At 76.0% G+C, this 19,733-nt stretch carries 12 protein-coding genes; 4 read left to right on the top strand and 8 right to left on the bottom strand.

Going from position 1 to position 19,733, the window contains the following annotated elements; genetic code table 11:
• Positions 1-93: 93 nt before the first annotated feature.
• From ACP4J0_RS02100 to ACP4J0_RS02080, 5 genes are all read right to left on the bottom strand, one after another.
• On the bottom strand, positions 94-4,104 hold the full coding sequence (locus tag ACP4J0_RS02100) for a hypothetical protein (protein ID WP_426596855.1): 4,011 nt from the start codon (positions 4,102-4,104) through the stop codon (positions 94-96).
• Positions 4,105-4,107: 3 nt separating this feature from the next.
• Positions 4,108-4,266 carry a DUF6760 family protein gene (locus tag ACP4J0_RS02095; RefSeq protein ID WP_007450918.1) on the bottom strand — a complete coding sequence of 53 codons (159 nt, stop codon included), beginning with the start codon at positions 4,264-4,266 and terminating at the stop codon, positions 4,108-4,110.
• The gene (locus ACP4J0_RS02090) at positions 4,263-4,784 is read right to left on the bottom strand and encodes a hypothetical protein (protein WP_426596854.1); all 522 of its coding nucleotides are present in this window, start codon (positions 4,782-4,784) and stop codon (positions 4,263-4,265) included. The genes ACP4J0_RS02095 and ACP4J0_RS02090 overlap by 4 nt, the downstream gene beginning before the upstream one ends.
• Positions 4,784-5,227, bottom strand: coding sequence for a phage tail protein (locus ACP4J0_RS02085; protein WP_426596853.1), 444 nt, complete (start codon positions 5,225-5,227; stop codon positions 4,784-4,786). Before ACP4J0_RS02085 ends, ACP4J0_RS02090 begins: the two co-directional genes overlap by 1 nt.
• 90 nt (positions 5,228-5,317) lie before the next feature.
• Positions 5,318-6,925 carry a phage tail sheath subtilisin-like domain-containing protein gene (locus ACP4J0_RS02080; RefSeq protein WP_426596852.1) on the bottom strand — a complete coding sequence of 536 codons (1,608 nt, stop codon included), beginning with the start codon at positions 6,923-6,925 and terminating at the stop codon, positions 5,318-5,320.
• Between the two features lie 638 nt (positions 6,926-7,563).
• Between ACP4J0_RS02080 and ACP4J0_RS02075 the strand changes: the two genes are divergently transcribed.
• The 3 genes from ACP4J0_RS02075 (at position 7,564) to ACP4J0_RS02065 (ending at position 11,809) form a co-directional block, all read left to right on the top strand.
• The gene (locus ACP4J0_RS02075; RefSeq protein ID WP_426596851.1) at positions 7,564-9,372 is read left to right on the top strand and encodes a hypothetical protein; all 1,809 of its coding nucleotides are present in this window, start codon (positions 7,564-7,566) and stop codon (positions 9,370-9,372) included.
• Between the two features lie 205 nt (positions 9,373-9,577).
• Positions 9,578-10,246, top strand: coding sequence for a DUF4157 domain-containing protein (locus ACP4J0_RS02070; protein WP_426596850.1), 669 nt, complete (start codon positions 9,578-9,580; stop codon positions 10,244-10,246).
• Between the two features lie 93 nt (positions 10,247-10,339).
• Positions 10,340-11,809 (top strand): RICIN domain-containing protein, encoded by a 1,470-nt coding sequence (locus ACP4J0_RS02065; RefSeq protein ID WP_426596849.1) that lies wholly within the window; start codon positions 10,340-10,342, stop codon positions 11,807-11,809.
• 399 nt (positions 11,810-12,208) lie between these two features.
• Here ACP4J0_RS02065 and ACP4J0_RS02060 read toward each other — a convergent pair whose 3' ends face one another.
• From ACP4J0_RS02060 to ACP4J0_RS02050, 3 genes are all read right to left on the bottom strand, one after another.
• The gene (locus tag ACP4J0_RS02060; RefSeq protein WP_426596848.1) at positions 12,209-14,308 is read right to left on the bottom strand and encodes an AAA family ATPase; all 2,100 of its coding nucleotides are present in this window, start codon (positions 14,306-14,308) and stop codon (positions 12,209-12,211) included.
• Positions 14,305-14,982, bottom strand: coding sequence for a DUF4255 domain-containing protein (locus tag ACP4J0_RS02055; RefSeq protein WP_426596847.1), 678 nt, complete (start codon positions 14,980-14,982; stop codon positions 14,305-14,307). The genes ACP4J0_RS02060 and ACP4J0_RS02055 overlap by 4 nt, the downstream gene beginning before the upstream one ends.
• 183 nt (positions 14,983-15,165) lie before the next feature.
• Complete coding sequence (locus ACP4J0_RS02050) at positions 15,166-15,849, bottom strand: helix-turn-helix transcriptional regulator (RefSeq protein WP_426596846.1); 684 nt, start codon at positions 15,847-15,849, stop codon at positions 15,166-15,168.
• Between the two features lie 387 nt (positions 15,850-16,236).
• On the opposite strand from ACP4J0_RS02050, the gene ACP4J0_RS02045 reads away from it, so the two are divergent.
• Positions 16,237-19,629, top strand: coding sequence for an AAA family ATPase (locus ACP4J0_RS02045; RefSeq protein WP_426596845.1), 3,393 nt, complete (start codon positions 16,237-16,239; stop codon positions 19,627-19,629).
• Positions 19,630-19,733 lie beyond the last annotated feature (104 nt).

Here is a 19,733-nt window from a genome sequence, read left to right as displayed (position 1 = left end):
GCCGTGGCGGCTCGGCTTGCGTCGGCGTCGGCGTCGGCGTCGGCGGCGGTGGCGGTGGGCCGGTCGGGGTGTGGCCGGCCGGGAGGGGACCGGTCAGCGGGGATCGCGGAGTCTGCCGATCCGTTCGCGGTCCATCCGCAGGTCGGTGCGGACGAGGCGGGTGACGCGGCCGATGATCCGGTGCACCAGCTCGTCGAGCTGGAAGTCGGTCAGTTCGCGCGGGTCGAACCCGCCGTCCGGGACCGCCGTGTACGCGGGCGGCGGGTCGGCAGGCGCCGCGCCCGAGGAGGCGGCCACGGCCATGTACGGGGGCGGGCCGCCGGGCGGGGACGCGCTGTACGCGGGCGGCGGGTCGGCCGGGGGGCCGGACGGCGGGTCGGCCGGCGGGGTGTGCTGCGAGGACGACGAGTGCCGGAAGCGGCTGAGGCCGGCAGCCACCGTGGACGCCGCCGCCGCGGCGAGGGCACCGGTGGTGCGGCCGCGGCCGAACGCGCGCTGCACGGGGAGCTCGGGCGTCGTCTGCGCGGGCGCCGCCGCCGGTGCGCCGGCGGCCGGGAGCGGGGCGGGCGGCGCCGGCCGGGGCGGAGTGAGGGGAGCCACCGGGAGCGCGGTCCGGGTGGCGGTGGCGCCGGGGGGCGCGGGCCGGCGCAGAGGTACGGCGGCCCTGGTGGACGCGGGCGGGGTGGCGTGGGCGCGCTGCACGGGGGGTGCGGAGGGCGCGGAGGGCGCGGGGAGTGCAGGGGGCGCGGGAGTGGGGCCGCCGGGGGTGGGGGAGGCCTGCGCGAGGGACGGCGCGAGAACGGCCGCTCCGGGGAACGCCGGGGGCGACGAGGCCGCGGCGGGGGAGGGCGGTGTGGGGGCGAGGGGCGGTGCCGAGGGGGCGGCGGCCGGGGCGGTGGCCCGTTGGACCGGCGGGGGCGTACGTCCCTCGGTGCGGGGGGCGTCGGGGGCCGGGGTCCGGGCCGTCAGCGGCGCGGTGCCGGCCGGCGCCGTGGCCAGGGGAGCGCCGAGCGGGGAACGGCGAGGGGCCGGGGTGGCCGGTGCCGGGCCGGCGGCGGGGGATGCCTGCGGGGTGGCCTCGGGGCCCGTGTTCGGGCGTACGGCGGTGACCGGCCTGGAGACGGGGGCGCCGAGGCCGACGCGGGGCGCCGTGGCGCTGCGCTGCACCGGACGTGCCGGGGCGGGGGTGGCGGCCTTCTTGGTGAGGGGTACGGCGGCCGGGCCGACCGGGCCGGCCGGTCCCGCCGGTTCGGCGGGCGCCGGGAGGGACCGTTGGACGAGGGGCGGCGCGGGCGTGACGGGCGGGTCGGAGGGGGCGGGGGCGACGTGGGTGTCGCGGGTGTCGCGGGTGGCGTGGTGAGCGGCAGGCGTCGGCCCGGCCGCGGGTGTGTTCGGCGCAGCGGCGGACCGGTCCGTGGCGCGCTGTACCGGCGGCGGCGTCGTGTGCGAGGTGACGGCGGCGGGGCCGACGGGGCCGGCGGAGCTGGAGGGTGAGCGCGGTGCCGTGCCGGGCGCCGTCGGGCCGGCGGCGTCGGGGGCGCGGCGGACCGGCGCGGGATGCGCGGGCTGCGGTGCCTTCGGTCGGACGGGGGCTGCCGCCTGCCGCTGGACGGGGGGCTGCGCACTGCTGTGGGCGGAGGGCTGCGTACCGCTCGGGGCAGGGGACTGCGCGCCGCGTGGGGCGACGGGACGGCCGGTGGCCGCGGGGGAACGGTTCGCCGACGGGGGAGGTGTCGCGGACCTCTGTACGCCGGTCGCCTGTACGCCGGTCGCCGCGCCGGCGTCGCCGGAGGGAGTGTTTCCGCGGGCGCCCGCGTGCTGTCCCTGCCCCGCGGGGCCGCCCGACGGCAGGTCGGTGCCGGCCGGCCGGGACGCGGTGGGCCGTCCTTCGCCGCTGCCGCTGCCGGATCCCTGCCCGGGGCTGGTCCGTGCCACGGCGCGTCGTACCGGCGGGGTGCCGGGTGTCGCACCGGTTCCGGAGGCGCTGCCGCGGCTGTCGTCGCGTGCGCCGGAGGCCGCTGCGGCGCGGTCGGTGCGGGCGGTCGCCCGCTGCACCGGGGCGCCGGTCGTCGCGCCGCCGTCAGGTGCGGACGCCGCTCGCACGGCGGGAACGGCGGGCTGGTCGCGCGGGGGCACGGCCCGTTGGACGGGCGCGCCGGCCGTGCTGTCGCCGACCGGGGGAGCCGGCTGTCCGGCGGGCGGTACGGCCTTTGACGACGGCGACGGTGACGGTGACGCCGAGGGTGTCGCCGTGCTGCCGGTGCGCGGGGTGCCGCCGGCGGGCCGGGACGCCGCCCGCTGCACCGGGAGGCCGGTCGTGCCGCTGTCGGCCGGGGCGGCCGGGGCGGCCGTCCGGCCGGTGGCGGGGCCGGCCTTGGGCGTGGGGGTGGGTGCCGGGGCGGGGGTGGTGCCGGGGGCGGCGGGGGTGGAGCCGGTGGAGGGCCGGGACTCCGCCCGCTGTACCGGGGGGTCGCCCGCCGCACCGGCCGGTGCGGGGCCGGGCTGCGGCACGGCGCGTCGCACTGGCGTGCCGGTCGTCGTGTCGCTGCCGGGTGCGGACGCCGTCCGGCTGCCGGGCCGGGAGGTGGCGGGCCCCGGGTTGGCGCGGGTGGCGGAATCCGGGCCGGGGTGCTGCGGCACCGCCCGCTGCACGGGGGCGCCGGGCGTCGTGGCCTGCGGCGGGGTGGCCCGGCGTCCGCCGGTGGGAGCGGCCCCGTGGGCGGGACCGGTGCGGGTGCTCGGAGCCGGGCCGGACTGCGGTACGGCGCGTTGTGCCGGAGCAGCGGGGGCCGCGTCGGCGTTCGCCGCGGGAGCCGTCCGCCCGCCGGTCCGCGGTACGGCGCGCTGTACGGGTGTGCTGGGTGCCGGGGCGCCGCCCGGCGCGGGCGTCGTCCGGGTATCGGGTCGCGGCACCGCTCGCTGGGCCGGCGTGCCGGAAGCCGTACCGCTGCTCACCGTGGGTGAGGTCCGGCCGTCGGCCCGGGGCACGGCGCGCTGGACCGGCGTACCGGTCGCCGCGCCGTCGCCGGAGCCGGCCGGTGCGGGGGAGCCGCCCCGGGCACCGGCGGCAGGCGTGGCACCGGGGCCGGGCACCGCTCGCTGCACCGGGAGGCCTGCCGGGGCGTCGGTGGCCGTCGGCCGGTGCTGGTGCGGGCGTACGGCCCGCTGCACCGGGGCGTCGGCGGATGCCGCGGGTGCGGCCGCCCCGTCACCGGACGGGCGGCTCGGGGAGGTGCCCCGGGGGTGCGCCGAGCCGGGGTCCCCGCGGTCACCGTCCGACGACGACGGCGCCGTACCCGAGGAGGCGGGCCCGGCGTTCGAGTGGGAGGAGGCGGGCCCGGCGTCCGAGGACCGGCGGGTCGCGGGCAGGGCCCGGCGCTGCACGGCCGACGGCCCGGACGGGGCCTTGGTCAGCGGGTTCCGGGGGCGGGGCGGGGCGGGCGGCACCGGTGTCACGCGGACGCCGCGGGACGCCCGGGGCGCCGGTGTGCTCGCCGGAGCCGCGGACGACGCCGGCCCGGCGGAGTACGACCGCTGCACCGGCGTCGCCGGGAGGGCGGACGCCGGTGCGGGCGTGGCGGCCGGACCCGTCCGCGTGTCCGGCGCGGAAGCCGTGGGCGCGGGCGTGGGCGTGGGCATGGTCGTGGGCGACGGGGTCGGCCCGGATATCGCCCGCAGTGGTGCGACCGGCATCCGCTGTACCGCGGGGGCGCCGGGCGGGGACGCCGACGGCAGCGCCTGCGCGGGACGTTCGGGACCCGCCGGGCGGGCCGGCGTGCCGAGCGCGCCGGACAGCATGCTGTCGCCCGATGCCGGGTTCAGTACCGCGGGGGACGGCGTCCCCGTGAACGACGGGTTCTGCCACGTCGGCAGCCGTCCTCCGAACCCGGCGTCCGCGACACCGGCGGGTGAGGTGCCCGTCGCCCGCTGGATCGGCGGCAGGCCCGCCCAGGCGGCGACGGCCACGGGCGGCGCGGGGTCGGGCGTGGTACGTGCCGCACCTTCGCCCCCGCCCCCCGCCGGGCCCGGGGCCTCGGCCGGGGGCGTCTGCCGCCCCCCGCCGGTGCCGTCATGGCGTCCCCGCAGCCGGTCCAGGAATCCCACCGATCAGCCCTCCGCCGTGCCTCGCGTCACGAGCGACGCGATCTGGTCCGTGTACCGGCGGCGGTCCTGGTGTTCCAGGTCCAGGATCGCCTCCAGGCTCCAGTGGAAGTGGTAGGCGACGTACGCGATCTCCTCGTGCAGCCGGTCGGTCGCGTACGTCACGATTCCCCCAGGCGGCTCCCGCCGAGTTCCACCTCGAAAGGCTCCGTGCAGTGCGGGCACTGCACGGCCGCGCGGGTGTGGCCCTCCGCGTTGATCTGGCGGTAGAAGTCCTGCAGGAACGCCAGGTCGGAGGCGAACATGTTCTCCACGATCCCGTCGTGCACCATCGCCAGCGTGCCCAGCCGGGTGATGACCCGGCCGAGCAGCACCACCGACAGGTACGCCGGGTTCTCCTGGACCCGCACGTCGCGCAGCGGGATCAGCTCGTCCCGTGCCGTCGACAGGCGCATCACACCGTCCCGGTGGACCGTGCCCGAGTCGTCGACGTACCCGCGCGGCAGCTCGAAGGCGAACTCGGTCTGCAGCCGCTGCCGCGGTGCCACGTCGACGGGCGGGCCGGCCGGAGGACCGGCCGGTGTCTCCGCCGGAGCGGCGGCGGGAGCCGAACGGGGGAAGTCCGCTCCCGCCGCCGCGGTCTGGGGGGCCGGGGCTGACGCCCCGGCAGCCGAACGCCGCATTACTCGATGACCAGCTCTTCGAAGACGATGGTCACGGTCTCGGAGAGCTGGGAGGCCTCGCCGGCCTTGAGCGCGCTGGCGTCGATCTTGCTGCACCAGGCGTTGCGCATGTTGTAACGCTTCACCGGGTTGTTCTGGTAATCCATCATGATGATGGAGGCGTTCTTACGGGCCGTGCTCATCTGACCGGCGATCGAGTCGTTGATCCACGACGTGAACGCCGGGGACTGGGTCATGCCGCGCACGACGGTGCACTGCCCGTCCTTCTGCGTACCCGGCAGGAGGCTGACCTCCGGCTTGCCCGCCTGGGTGTTCTGGTAGCTCTTGATGACGTCCTGCTCGATGCTGAGGCCGTTGACCTCCGCGAGGTACTCGACCATCACGCCGTCGATCTGGAGGCCGAAATTATGTGAAGTAAGGGAGTCACCGGGGCTGAGACTCATGTGTTCTCTGTCCTTCTGAGGCGTTTTGGCGGTTGCGTACGAGGTTGCCTACGAAGAGGCGTGCGGGCGCTACGGGCGCAGGCGCGGGGCCTACTCCTCCAGCTCCCCGCTGCCGCTGGAGAACTGGGCCAGCCGGAAGATCACGAACTCGGCGGGCTTGACCGGGGCGATGCCGATCTCGCAGATCACCCGGCCGAGGTCGACCGACTCCGGCGGGTTGGTCTCCTCGTCGCACTTGACGTAGTACGCCTCCTCGGGGCGGGCGCCGAACAGGGCACCGCTGCGCCACTCGTTGACGAGGAACGCGGAGACGTTGCGCCGGATGCGGGCCCAGAGGTTGTGGTCGTTCGGCTCGAACACCACCCACTGGGTGCCGAGCAGGATCGACTCCTCCAGGTAGTTGAAGTACCGGCGGATGTTCAGGTAGCGCCAGGCCGGGTCGGAGGACAGGGTGCGGGCGCCCCAGACGCGGATGCCGCGGCCCGGGAAGGAGCGGATGCAGTTCACGCCGATCGGGTTGAGCAGGTCCTGCTCGCCGCGGGTGATCTGGAGTTCGAGGTCGACGGCGCCGCGGACGACCTCGTTCGCGGGGGCCTTGTGCACGCCGCGCTCGGAGTCGTTGCGGGCCCAGATGCCGGCGACGTGGCCGCTCGGCGGGACCAGGCGGGACTGGCCGCTGGCCGGGTCGAAGGACTTGACCCAGGGGTAGTACAGGGCCGCGTACTTGGAGTCGTAACCGGCCGTCTCCTGGCGCCAGACGCGGATCTGACGGGCGTTCTGGTTCGGCGGCGGGTCGATGATGGCGACGCGGTCGCCCATCAGCTCGCAGTGGGCGATGAGACCGAGCTGGACGGCCTTGACGGCCTCCAGGTCGATCGCGCCGCGCTGGTAGGCGGCCATCAGGTCGGGCACCGCGACCATGGAGATCTCGTCGATGGCCTCCAGGCCGCCGAAACCGGTGCGGTCCGCGGAGTCGCCGAGGTACTGGGCCGGCCCGGGGTGCGCGGCGCTCCGGTCCTGCCCGGCCGGTACGGCGGGGGCGGCGGCCGGCGGCGCGGGCAGCGTCAGGGTCTGGTTCTCCGGGCGGGCCAGCTGCGCGGACGGCGCGGCCTCCGTCACGGTGATGAGCTTGGAGCGCTCCTTGACCTGGGTGACGACGTAGGAGCGGTTGCCCTTCTTGGCGCTCACGTCGAACGTCTCGACCGGCTTGTCGCCGTCCTTGACGATCAGCTTGAAGCGCTCGGCGGGGCCCTCGCCCTCGGGGTCGGCGACCTCGACGGTCAGCGGGCCGTTCTGGCCGGCGCCGGTGGCCGTCACGGCGAAGGTGCCGAGCTGCCTGGGCTCGGCGGCGGGGAGGGCGGCCGGGGCGGCGGAACCCGTCACCGCGGCGGGGGCGGAGCCCGTGTCCACGGCGTCGCCGGAGGCGTCCTCGGGCGAGCCGCCGACCCGGACGACGTAGGCGGCGGAGCCCCCGTTGTTGAAGAACCCGTAGACGGAGTGCGCGAGGTAGTACCCGCCGGTGAAGTCACCGAAGGCCGCGACGTACTGCGTCCAGTTGGTCACCAGCGTGGGCTCGTTCAGCGGGCCGGTGGGCGCGAGCCCGACGAAGGCCGCCACCGAGGTGCCCACTCCCTCGATCGGGCGCGAGCCGCTGGCCACCTCCTCGACGTAGACGCCGGGCGACAGGTAGGACGGCATGCTCTGCTCTCCTCGGGGTACGAGACAGGACGCCCCTCAGCCTCGCGCGCGCGTCCGCGCCGCCGAAACGTCCTCGGGTGCCGGAGTGGGGGCATGTCCGTTGCCCCTGGTCGTGCCCGTTGGGGCAGACTCCTCGTCCTTCTCTGGTGGACGGCTGCCGTTTCTGGTTCAACAGCGGGTGTTGGGTATCAGTTCGCCAGGATGACACCTCGTGGCCATGACCGGACCGGGTGAGCCGTCCGGCCGCGCCGGGGCGCGGCACCGCGGGGGAGGGAACGGTGACGGAACCGGCCGCGGTCGTGGTCGCCGTTCAGGGGTGCGGGCGCGCGACACGGGACGGGCCGGGGACGGATCGCGGGACGGGCCGGGGCCGGCGCGGGCGCGGCGGTCACGGGCAGTGGTGCAGGCCGCCGCGGTCAGCGCGAGCGGCGTGCGCCGGCCGGAGCCGTCCGCCGGCCTCAGCCGTGCGGCAGCCGGAGCACGGAGCCCTCGGGGCGGCTGCCGGTTCCACGGCGTCCTCGGTGCCGCAACGGGGTGCCGGCCATCCGGCGCCCGGCCGGGACCACGGCTGCCGGCCGCCTGGTGAGAGGCCGCAGGCCGGTCCGGTCCTTCAGCCGGTCCCTTAGGAGGAGTCACCCGTGTTGGACCGCTCGCACGAAACGCAGACACGCCGCGCCGCCGATCCGGCTCGGCGCCGCCCTCAGCGGCCGCAGCCCGCGCTGGCCTCCTTGCAGGCCAGCGCGGGAAACAGAGCCGTCACCGCAGCGATCCAGCGCGCGTCGAGTGCTCCCACCCGGGAGGCGGAGGCCGCGACGGCGGAGCAGCGTCGGCGGGCGGAGCTGGCGGCCGCGGCGGCGGAGAAGCGCCGGCAGCCGGGAGCGGCGGGCGCGGCGGCGCAGCAGCGGCCGCAGGCCCAGGAGGCTGCGGCGGCGGGACCCCGGGAGCTGGCGGCCGCGGCGGCGGAGCGGCGCCGGCGGGCCGAGTTGGCGGCCGCGGCGGCGGAGAAGCGCCGGGAGCCGGAAGCGGCGGGCGCGGAGGTTGCGGCGGAGGCCCGGCAGAGCAGCGGGACACGGAGCCTGTTCGGTGCCCGGGACAAGCTCAAGGAGGCCACCGGGAAGCTCACGCAGATCCTCGGCACCTCCAAAGCCGACAAGTCCAAGAAGGTCCTCGACGTGCCCGACACGATGGCCACCCGCATCAACGGGCCGACGGAGGGCGGTGTCCGGTCGCACGGGCTGGCCACGTCGAACGCCGGTCAGGTGCAGGACACCGCGATCCAGGGACAGGTCGGCTCCGGGATCAACCTCGTGACCGACTCCCTGGGGCTCTTCAACGACCTGCGCGCCCTGGCGGCCGGGTTCAAAGGCCGCAATGGCACGGGGCCGGAGTCCCACAAGCCCAGGAAGGACGTGAACGGCAAGCCTCTCGGCGCGGCGCAGAACACCGCCATGGTCGTCGGAGACGTCGGGAGCGTGGGCAACGCCGCGGCGAGGAACGCCGGCCAGCTGGGCGGGGTGACCGCCCTCGCGGAGATGACCGGCGGTGCCACCGTGGTCTTCTCCGTGCTGATCGCCACCCGTGACGCCGCCGCCATCTGGAAGACCTACCACAAGGACCGCGCACTCAAGGGAATGGTCCAGGAAGCCCCCGGCGAGGCCCCGGAGGCCGCGGGGCGGCTCCAGGAGGTGCTCGACCGGCTGGGGCAGGCGCAGGAGGGACTGGACCGGGTCAAGGCCCTGCCGCCCCGCCGGCTGCTCCATCTCGCCGCCGCGAGGGAGGAGGACATGGCGAAGTTCGCCCGGCAGGTCAACGGCTTCACGAACCAACTCCACGCCCACCTCGCCGAAGTGGGCCGGTACGCGCGGCACAAGCAGCACACCAAGGTGGGCAAGCGCATCGCCAACCTGGGGGGCAACTCGGTGCGTACCGCCGGCGGCGGGCTGGCGATCGCGGCCGCAGCCGGGGCGGTCAGCGGTCCGGCCGCACCCGCCGTGGCCGGCGTGGCAGCGGCGTTCCTGCTCGGCAACGCCGTCTACAAGGGATCCAGGGCGGGCAGCAACCGGTACGAGGAGGCGCGCCACCCCGACCGGTGGGCCCGGCCCACCCTGGCCCAGGGCGAGACGCGGATGCCCGAGACCCCGTCGGCCGACGGCGCCCCACGGGGCGACGCGCTGAAGGAGTTCTTCAAGGTGACGAAATCCGTCAAGCAGGGCAAGCGTCACTTCATGGCGCAGCAGCTCTACGCGCTCGCCGCCGGACCGGACGTCCCCGTGGGCAAGAGCGTTCCCGCCGAGATCCGTACACCGGCACGTGCGCTGCTCGTGGTCCTCAAGGCCGGCCCGGTCCAGCACAGGCTGTCGCAGCAGGAGTGGGAGGAGTCGCTCAACAAGCCCGAACTGCAGAGCGCCTGGGAGAAGGAGATCACCAACCAGCTCTCCTCGGCCTGACCGCCACCGCCACTGCCACTGCCGCGACCGGCCGGCGACGCCCCGCCGAGGACACGCCGGTCCGGCGCCGGTCCGCGCCTGTCCGCGCCGGACCGGCAGCGGCCCGGTCCGGCCGTGCTGCCCCCGTGGTTGCCCGCGCGGACCTGCCGGGGAACGGGGTGCTCGGGTAAGGGTGGGTGGCCAACCGTCAGGTGTGGAGGGGAGCATGGTGCGCGCGTACGAGGAAGCCGCCGGCGAGAAGGCCGCCAGGACCGGTGCGGCCCCGCGCCGCGCGGTGACCGCGCCCATCGGCGCGCGAGGCGGGCCGATGACCCCCGCGACGGCCCTGGCGCTCCAGCGCTCCGTCGGCAACCGGGTCGTCTCGCGCCTCGTCGACGAGGACCAGCACGTGCACGGTGCCGGCTGCGGGCACGGCGGCGTCGAGGACAGCAGCCCGGCGGGCCAGCGCCAGCTCCTGGACGCGGCCCTGGCCACTCCGAGCCGTCCGCTGTCCGGGTCGCTGCTCTCCGAGGCGGGGTCGTTCTACCAGAACGACCTCTCCGCCGCCCGCATCCACGACAACCCGACGGCCCAGCGCGCGACCGTGGCGCTGGGCGCCCAGGCCATGACGGTCGGCACCCACGTCTTCCTCGGGCCGCAGGCGGCCGGCCGGAAGGACCTCATCGGCCACGAGCTGGGCCACGTCGACAAGAACCTCAGAGGCAACCGCGAAACCGGCAACAACAACGGCGCCGGAGTCACCGTGACCGACCCGGGCCAGGATTCCGAGCGGACCGCGGCTGCCGACGGCGCCGCCTTCGCCGCGGGGGTGCAGACGGCCCCGTCCGTCCTCGCCCAGCGGGCGGCCACTGACCACGTCGACGACGCGGAGTAGTACTCCGGCAGCCGGGTGGGACGGTGCGTTCGGGCAAATCAGTCTGCCCCAACGGCTCCTGACGAAACATCGGTGAACCCGTAGCGTCTTCGTGTGAGCCTTTGGACTTCCCTGGAGCCCGCGTCCGCCACGGTCGACCCCGGCAGCAGCACGCGTGTGCGCCTGCGGGTCCGCAACACCGGTGATGTGGTGGATGAGTACCGGTTCGAGCCCGTGGGGGACGTGGCGCCCTGGACGACGGTGGAGCCGCAGACGCTGCGGCTGTATCCCGGGACGACGGGGACGGTGGAGCTGACGTTCGCTCCGCCCCGTACCCCTGACGCCGTCGCCGGGCCGAATCCCTATGCGGTGCGGATCACCCCGACGGAGCATCCGGACGCGGTGACGGTTCCGGAGGGCAATCTGACGGTCACGCCGTTCACCGAGGTGCGCGCGGAGCTGGTGCCGCCGACCGTGAAGGGGCGGTTCCGGGGGCGTCCGCGGCTGGCGGTGGACAACCTCGGCAACACGAAGGTGACGGCGTCGGTCGCCGGCAGCGACAACGGGGACCACCTGTCGTACGAGATCCGCCCGGGGAACGTGCAGATCGAGCCGGGCCGTGCGGCGTTCGTGGAGACGACGCTGAAGCCGCGGCAGATCATCTGGTTCGGGTCCAAGGAGGAACGGCCGTACACCCTGGCGGTGCGCCGGTCCGGGGTGGACCCCACGGAGGTCGAGGGCACGTATGTCCAGCGCGGTTTCCTGCCCCGCTGGCTGGCGACCTTCCTCGGTATCGCCCTCGCGCTGACCATCGCCTTCGTGATGATCTGGATCGCGTACAAACCCCAGGTCCGCACCAGTGCCACCGAGCAGCTCGAGCAGGCCGGCAGCGCCCTCGCGCCCAGCCCCAACGCCAGTGCCGGCCCGCAGGCGCTGCCCAGTGCGGGCGAGTCGGCGCCCCTCCAGCAGCCCGCGCCGGAGCAGCCCTCCTCCGAGGAGCCGAAGGGCGACGGCGGTGGCGGCGATGACGGCGACGGTGGCGGCGGCGGTGGCGGCGGCGAGAAGGAGCCGGCCAAGGAGCCGGCCAAGGAGCCCGGCGTGGTGCCGGCCAGCAGGGTCCTGCTGCGCAACGTCGTCACCACGATGTGTGCCGAACTCCCGGGACACGAGATGGGGAAGATCGACGGTCCCGTCTGGCAGTCCCACTGCGATCCGACCGACGCCGACAACCAGCTCTGGGACCTGGAGGTGAAGGACCCGAACGGCGGCCCCGGCGGAGCGGCGCTCTTCCAGATCCGGAACGTCAAGGACCAGCTCTGCATGGACCTTCCCGGTTACGGGGCGAACGACCTCACGACGCCGGTCTCCGAGTTCACCTGCAACGGCACCACCGGCGACAACCAGCTCTGGTGGGTCGACAAGCAGGACAGCGGGAACTACTGGATCCGCAACTTCGCCAGCAACAACGCGTGCCTGGACGTCGCCGGCTCGAGCGTCGGTGTCAGGGACGCCAGGCTGGTGATCTTCGATTGCGACGGATCCGACGACGCCGACTGGGAGATCATCCCGTCGAAGCAGGACTGAGCCCCGCGATCACCGGCCGCCGCCCGGCCCTGCCCCGCCTCGCGGGGCAGGGCCGGGCGGCGGCGTATTCCCTCCCGGTGACGGTCGCGGGGCGGATCTGTCGCCCTGTCCGGTCACGAGCCGTGCCCCGGAGAGTCCGCGACGGCGCGCTTCGGGCGGTCGGTCACGCCGTGGCGTGATCTGGTGGACTTCCCGCCGCCGCGGACGCCGGATCCTGCCGTACGAAGTCGTACGTCGTACGGAGATGACGGCGTCGTCGATCGCCGGGAGGGACACCGGGGGCGTCTGCAGCCCGAGGCCGCCCGAGGACCGCCCGGCGCCTGCCCGACGTCGGCCCGGGGCTCCTCCAGGGAGCGTGCCGTGCCGGAAGGGCGATCCCGTCGAAGGGCCCGGAGGCCGCTACCAGACCGCCTCGCCCGGCACCAGCCGGCCGGCCTTGCGGTACTCGCGGCGGGCGCCCTCCAGGAGGTCCTCCGCCGTCACCAGGTCCCCGCGTCCGGCGGCGAGGTAGGCGGCGGTGACCACCGCGCTGCGGATCGAACCGCCGGCCAGCTCGAACTCCTGGGCCAGCGGGGCCGGGTCGATGCCCTCGGCGGACGGCACGTGCGACAGACCGTGCCGCCACAGCGCCAGACGCTGACCGGCGTCCGGGAACGGGAAGTCGACCACCAGGTCCAGGCGCCGGGTGAACGCCTCGTCGATGTTGGCCCGCAGGTTGGTGGTGAGCAGGGCGATGCCGTCGAAGGACTCCAGGCGCTGGAGCAGGTAGGCGCTCTCCATGTTGGCGTACTTGTCGTGCGCGTCCTTGACCTCGGAGCGCTTGCCGAAGACGGCGTCGGCCTCGTCGAAGAGGAGCACCGCGTCGGTGCGGTCGGCCTCCGTGAAGATCCGTTCGAGGTTCTTCTCGGTCTCGCCGACGTACTTGTCCACGACCGACGACAGCTGGACCACGTAGAGGTCGAGGCCCAGGTCGGCCGCGACCACCTCCGCCGACAGGGTCTTGCCGGTGCCCGACTCGCCGGCGAACAGGCCGAGGACGCCCCGGCCGCGGCCGCCGCCCGCGCTGAGCCGCCACTCGCCGAGGACGCGGTCGCGGTGGCGGGCGCGCAGGGCGAGTTCGTGCAGCTGGACGAGGGGCTTGTCGGGCAGGACCAGGTCCCCCCAGTCCACGGCGGGACGGATCCGCCGGGCATGGCTTTCCAGGCCGGAGGCCGACTGCCGGCGTGCCGCGAGCCGGATGTGGTCGGCGGTGACCGGGGTGCCGTCGAAGGCGGCGAGGGTGCGGGCGGCGTGCGCGGCCCGTTGGATGCGGTCACCGCCGAGCCGGTACGGGGCGACGGCGCCGGCCAGGTCGAAGCCGTCGGCGTCCGGTCCCAGCGCGGCCTGCCAGGCGGCCGCGCCGCCCGCCAGGCGGCCCGGCGCGTCCAGGACCAGCGGGTCGGTCGGGGACCAGTGCGGGTCGTACGGGCGGGGGTCGGTGAGCAGGACGGTCACGTCCGTCGCCGCGGTCAGCGCCCGCACCAGCGGGCCCGGCTTCTCGGGCAGCCCCGACACCACGACGGCCCGGCCGGTGAGGCGTGCCTCGCGCAGCAGCTCGGGGACGTGGTCCCCGGGCCCGGAGCAGCGCAGGGCGTCGACGCCCGCGGCGTCCAGGACGGAGGCGAGGACGGCCAGACCGTCGCCCTCGCGCGGTTCGCGCAGGTAGGCGGTGAGCGGTCCGTCGTGCAGACGGGCGGCGAGGCGGCGTACGAAGTCGTCGGCGCCGGGGGCGGGCAGCGGGTCCGGCATCGGCCGCAGCAGGTCGAGGAGGGCGGCGTCGGGGCTGTCGTCGCCGAGCAGATGGCCGATCAGCCGGTCCGGGACCCGCAGCGAACGGGTGAGGAAGGGACGGTCGAGCTCCTCCACGTCCAGCAGCCCGAGGGCGCGCAGCGGTGCCGAGGGGTGGAACCGGGCGCGGGCCGCCGTCAGGTGCGGGGGCACCCCGCACAGGTCGAGGGCGAGGCCCACGGTGGCGCGACGGCGGCTCACGTCGTCGTTGAGGTAGCCGTAGAGCGGCTCGAAGGTGCGGTCGATGTCGGGGGCGAGGGCGATGAGCAGGAGCGCGGTGTCCAGCTCGGTCAGCCCCGTGCGCCCGGCCAGCCACGCCAGCCGGTCACCCGGGCCGGCCGGCCCGTCGGCGGGCCCGTGCGCCGGGGCGACGCCGAGGGGGCCGAGCGCCTCGGGGGCCTCGGGGGTCTCGGGGGCGTCGCCGGACGGCCAGGCGCGCAGCAGGTGGTGTACGGCCTCGTCGGACAGGTACAGGCCGCGCAGCGGGTCGTCGGCCGTCGGGTCGGCGGCGGAGCGGTGCCCGACCAGCGCGGCCACCTGCTCCCGCAGTGCGGCGAGGCGGGCGAGCAGTACGTGGGCGGGGTCGCCGTACGGGTCGGGTGCGGGGGCACCGTGCGGGTCGGGTGCGGGGGCACCGGTGGCGGCCGGCGTCTGCGCGGAGGGGGCGTTCACCGCTTGTCCGTACGGCGGTCCGCCGCTTCCTCGCGGGCGGTCCGGGCCGCCGCCACCTGGTGGGGCCGGTGGGAGCGCCCTTCCGTCGTCGGCGGGTCGCCGTCCAGACCGCCCAGCCGGACCGTCGCACCCTCGGTGACCGGGGGCCCGGCGTCGTACTCCGGGAAGGCCGGGAAGGGCGCGGTCACCACCAGGTCCAGAGACGGCTTCAGCTCGCCGCCCAGGGCGGACCAGATCTCGGCGAGCGAGCGGGACTCCGTCTGGATGCCGGCCACGGTCAGCGGCACCGACAGGCCCAGCGCCCCCAGGGAGCCGGGGAGTTCGCCGGGGGCCAGGATCTCGCGGGGCAGCAGGGTCGCCAGCACGGCCGACAGCAGCCGGTGTTCGTCCTGCGGGGTCTTCGTCCAGGCCGTCACCAGGTACGACAGCCGGAACCAGCGCGGCGGCTGACGGCGCCGGACCACGATGTCCCGCTCGTCGCGCACCGCCATCTGGCCGCGGTGGCGCCGGCCGACGTCCTCACGGATGTCGTACAAGTAGGTGTTGATCACGGGCGCGTTGCGCCGGGCCGCCCAGTCGCGGGTGGGTGCCTCGAAGGCCACGTCGATGCCCGAGCCCGTCAACGCCCCGCCGCCCAGGAGGCTCTTGAGGACCTCGTCCACCTCGTGGATCACGCTCGTGCTCCCGCCCTGCCCGCACCTCTGTACCGCCGGCCCGCCCTCGGCCGACGCCTGTCACCTATCGTGTCCCGATCGTGCCCCGGGTGACGTACCGCCCGCAGGCGCGCCGGGGACGACGGCCGGGCAGGCCGCCCTGCCCGTAGGGCCCCAAGGGGCCGACTTCGAATGCCCTTTCGGTCAGATGTAGCCTTCCCTCAGGGCATAGGCCACGGCGTGTGCGCGGTTGCGCAGGTGGAGCCGCGTGGTGAGTCCGTGCATGACGTTCTTGACGGTACGTTCGGAGTAGGACAGCTTGCCCGCGATCTCTCCGGTGTCGAGACCCTCGGCGACCAGGCGCAGGACGTCCACCTCGCGGGGCGCGAGCCCCAGTGAGGGGGCGCCGGGCCGTCCCGCCGAGCCCCGGTGCAGCGTGCCCACCTGGCTGATGAGCCGGCCGAGCAGGTCGGCGGGCAGGTCGCCGTCGCCGCGGGACGCGGCGAGCACCGCCTGCACCAGCCGGTGGGCGGTGGCCTCGTGGCGCCAGACGATGGCACCGACACCGCACTCGACGACGTCCAGGAGTTCACTCTCGCGGATCGCGCCGACCACGAGGACGGCGCGCGCGCCCTCGCTGCGCACGATCCGGCGCAGTCGGGTGAGCGCCGTCTCGTCGAGGGCGTCCTCGATGAGCAGGGCCACGGTGCCGGGGCCGGACTCCTCGCGCAGGTCGATCTCCGGGTGCCGGCGCAACTGGCTGATCGCGCCCTCGCGGCTGATCGGGTCCGGAGCGGACACCGACACCGGGACGCGTCGGTCGGTGATGCCGACGGCCGTGCCGGTACCGATGGCGGTTGTGGTGGTGGCCCGGGGTGAGTTGAGCAACCGTTTCCCCCCTGTTCACGAGCCCGCCGTCCGGCGCGGGCCGGTAGCGGATGAGCGTGTTCCACACTTCTGTGACTGCTGGGACCGCGCAATCGTGGAGCACCACGAGGCACACCACGAGACCAGCGCACCGACCGTCGCGAACGGGCTCGCGGTCAGACGTTTCAGCAGGTCAGGAGGGTTTCGCGCAAGGGCGCGCGGGTCCGTGGCGCCGGGCGGGGGCGACCGTGAGCCTCGCCACAGCCACGGTGTCGGCCACGACCGCGGCCGCGGTCACAGCCCGGCCCTGGAGACATCGTTGCCACGCGTGGGCCACTTCACACCACGCGCGCCCGCATTCGTACGTCTCACAGACCGGGGGAGCACCATCCACCACAGGAGGCACCGATGACCGGACCGCTCCGCGAACGCGACGCCGCCCACACGCTGTTGGCGGCCGAGACCGAGCGCGCACGCACCGGCACCGGCGGTCTCGTCCTGGTCCGCGGCGCCACCGGCACCGGCCGGACCGCCGTACTGGAGGCCGCCACCCGGCACGCCGAGGACCGCGGCCTGCGGGTGCTGAGCGCACGCTGCTCGCCCGAGGACACTGGGGTCGCCTTCGCCACGGTCCTCCAGCTCCTCGGCCCGGTACCGGAGTTCACGGACCTGGCACCCGGCGGCGACGACCGCGGCAGCGCGGCCCGGCTGTGGCGGCTGCTGCGCTCGTACGCGGACGAGGGCCCGTTGCTGGTGGCCGTGGACGACGTCCACCTGGCCGACGACGCCTCACGGCGCTGGCTGGTCGAGGCGGCCCGGCGCGTCGACCGATTACCGGTACTGCTGGTGGTCACCGAGCGCAGCCAGTACGACATCGCCCCGCGGCCCGCCGGACTGACCCAGGCTCTTTCCCCGTCCCTCGTGCGCACCCACACCCTCGCCCCGCTCAGCGACGCCGCGGCGGCCGGCCTGGTCCGGGCCGTCTTCCCCACGGCCGGACCAGGCTGGACGGCTCAGTGCGTGCGGGCCGGCGCCGGCAGTCCGCTGCTGCTGCACGCCCTGCTCGACGACCTCCGCGGCATCCCGCGGGGGGACGGCGACGCGCCCGGAGGCGCTCCGCCCCTGCCCGCCACCAGCGCCGCGCTGTACCCCGGGACGTACCCGGCGGCCGTCTCCTGGTGGCTGAACAGCGCCGGGCCCGCGACGGCCGACGTGGCCCGGTGCCTCGCGGCACTGGAACAGGCGTGGCCGCAGGACGAGGACGGCGACCCGGCCGACGACCCCGCGGACCTGCCGAGCGGACGCGGGGAGCTCTGGCATGCCCGCGTATCGCCCGGCGCGCGGCCGCCCCGCGCTGCCGCGGCACCCGAGGACGCGCGGACCGCGTCGTACGGGCAGGACGCGTGGACCGGGCCGTATGCCCAGGACGCGCTGCCCGGGCCGTATGCCCAAGGCGCGCTGCCCGGACCGTACGCCCAGGGCGCGCTGCCTGCTCCGGACGGCCAGGACACGCGGCGTACGCCGTACGTCCCGGGCGCACGGCACGCGCGGGGCGCGGGGAGCGACCAGTACGGGTGGGCCGAGAGCGGCCAGCACGCGCAGGCGGAGTCCGTGGGGCAGCACGGTCAGGGCGCTTCGCGTGCCGAGTACGGCCTGTATGCGGAGGCGGAGTCCGTGGGGCAGCCCGGTCAGGGCGCTCCGGGTGCCGAGTACGGCCTGTATGCGGAGGCGGAGTCCGTGGGGCAGCACGGTCAGGGCGCTCCGGGTGCCGAGCACGGCCTGTACGCGGAGGGCGGCCCGTACGCGCGGCCCGCCGCCCGGGGCCGTGCGGCGGCGGAGGCGGGGGCCGGTGACCCGGCCGACCTGCTCGCCGAGGCGGCCGGCGCCGACCCCGCGCGGGTCGCCGGGTGGCTCGCCGCCATGACCCGGCTGGGCCTGCTGCGCCCCGACGCCGCCGGCCGTCCCCGCTACGCGCATCCGCTGCTGCGCGACGCCGTGCTCACCGGCTGGCCCCGGCCCAGCCGGGAGGCGGCGCACCGGGCGGCGGCGGAGGCCATGGTGCGCCGGGGCGACCGGGTCGAGGCGGTCGCCCGGCATCTCCTGCGGACGCCGGCCGTCGGCCTGCCCTGGGCGCTGCGCGTCCTGCGCGACGCGGTCACGGTCGCCGTGCACGACGCCCGGCCCGACGACGCCGTCGGCTATCTGCGCCGGGCCCTGGACGAGCCGCTGCCGGACGGCCTGCGCCAGCGGCTGCTGACCGAACTGGGCTCCCTGGAGTACGCGTCGGCCGACGCCCCGGCGGCCATCGCGCGCCTCGCGGAGGCCCAGCACCTGCCGGCCGATCCCCGCAACCGGGTGCGTACGGCCGTCGCCCTCGGCACCGCCCTGGCGGGGCGCGGTGAGATCCGTACGGCCATGGAGGTGCTGCGCCGCACGGAGGACCGGCTGTCCGGCCACCCCGGTCTGGCCCGCACCGTGCAGGCCGCCGGTGCGCTGCTGTCCGACGTGGACCTGGCGACCCGGCAGGAGGTGTACCGGTGGCTGTGCGAGACCGGTGAGCACTCCCCGGAACTGCTGGGCACCGCCGGGCAGGCCCTCCTCGTGCGGTACGCGGCGACGGCCGCGCTGATCTCGGCCGAGGAGGCGATGACCCGGGTACGGGCCCTGCTGGCGCAGCCCACCGACCCGCTCGCCGAACCCTTCCTGCTGGGCACGGCCGCCGCGGTCGCCCAGTGGGCCGACGAACTCGACGAGGCGGACCGGCTCGTCGAGCGCGGCCTGGCCGGCCAGCACCCCGCACTGCTCCACCCGATGCAGCACGCGCTCCTCAACACCCGTGCCGACATCGCCGCGGCCCGCGGCGACCACGCCCGGCTGCTCGCCGCCGACGCCGCCGCGGCGGGCCCGGCACGGTCCCGCACCGGGCCCACCAACCGGGACGCCCACGTCCTGATGGCCCTCGTCCACACCGGCCGCGACGACGAGGCCGCGCGCCTCGCGAACGCCTTCGACCTGCGCCGGGCGCCGGAGGGCTGGGAACTGAACCGCTTCCTGTACGCGCGGGGCGTGCAGCGGGCCGCCGCCGGCGACCCGGCGGGCGCGCTCCACGACTTCCTGGAGTGCGGACGCCGGCAGACCGCCCGCGAGGTGGTCAGCCCGGTCGTCACCCCGTGGCGGACGGCGATCGTGGAGTGCCGGCTGGCGCTGGGCGGCGGCCGCGAGGCACTGGCGCTGGCGACGGAGGAACTGCGGCTGGCCCGGGTGTGGAACACCCCGCGCACGGTGGGCCGCGCCCTGCGCGTGCTGGGCACCGCGACCGGCGGGCGGCGCGGCCTGGAACTGGCCGAGGAGGCCGTGCGCATCCTGCGGGACGCGCCCGCCGACACCGACATGGAGCTGATCCCGGCACTGCTCGACCAGGGCCGTCAGCTCACCGCCGCCGGGGAGCGCGGCCGCGCCCGCGACTGCCTGCGCGAGGCGGCGGAGCGGGCCGAACGCAAGGGCGCCCTGCGGCTGCTGGACATGGCAGGGCAGGCCCTGCGTGAGAGCGGCGCCCGGGGCCCGGCGACCGCCCGGGCCGGCTCCGGGGCACTGACCGGCAGCGAGCGCCGTATCGCCGAACTGGCGGCCGACGGCCGCACCAACACCGAGATCGCCGAGCTGCTGCACCTGGCCCGCCGCACCGTGGAGACCCACCTGACGAACGCCTACCGGAAGCTGCGGATACGGCGCAGGACCGAGCTGCCCGGCGCGCTGGGCCGGGGCCGGCTCCGGGACGCGCACCCCACGGTGCGGGACTGACGACCGGCTCGGCCCCGCGGACCACCACGGGGGATCCGCAGGGTCAGGAGGTGCGTGCGGGCAGGGCCGGTTCGGCGGGCCCGCGGCGAACCCGGTCACCGACA

The sequence above is a fragment of the Streptomyces sp. WG7 genome (genome assembly GCF_049975785.1).
In the GTDB taxonomy this organism is placed as follows: domain Bacteria; phylum Actinomycetota; class Actinomycetes; order Streptomycetales; family Streptomycetaceae; genus Streptomyces.
Note: the sequence above shows the minus strand (reverse complement) of the source record. Positions and strands in the feature narration are given on the sequence as shown.

Coding starts and splice junctions, on each gene's coding strand:
- ACP4J0_RS02090 (WP_426596854.1), bottom strand. CDS start 4,784: ATGCGGCGTTCGGCTGCCGGGGCGTCAGCCCCGGCCCCCCAGACCGCG.
- ACP4J0_RS02085 (WP_426596853.1), bottom strand. CDS start 5,227: ATGAGTCTCAGCCCCGGTGACTCCCTTACTTCACATAATTTCGGCCTC.
- ACP4J0_RS02080 (WP_426596852.1), bottom strand. CDS start 6,925: ATGCCGTCCTACCTGTCGCCCGGCGTCTACGTCGAGGAGGTGGCCAGC.
- ACP4J0_RS02070 (WP_426596850.1), top strand. CDS start 9,578: ATGGTGCGCGCGTACGAGGAAGCCGCCGGCGAGAAGGCCGCCAGGACC.
- ACP4J0_RS02045 (WP_426596845.1), top strand. CDS start 16,237: ATGACCGGACCGCTCCGCGAACGCGACGCCGCCCACACGCTGTTGGCG.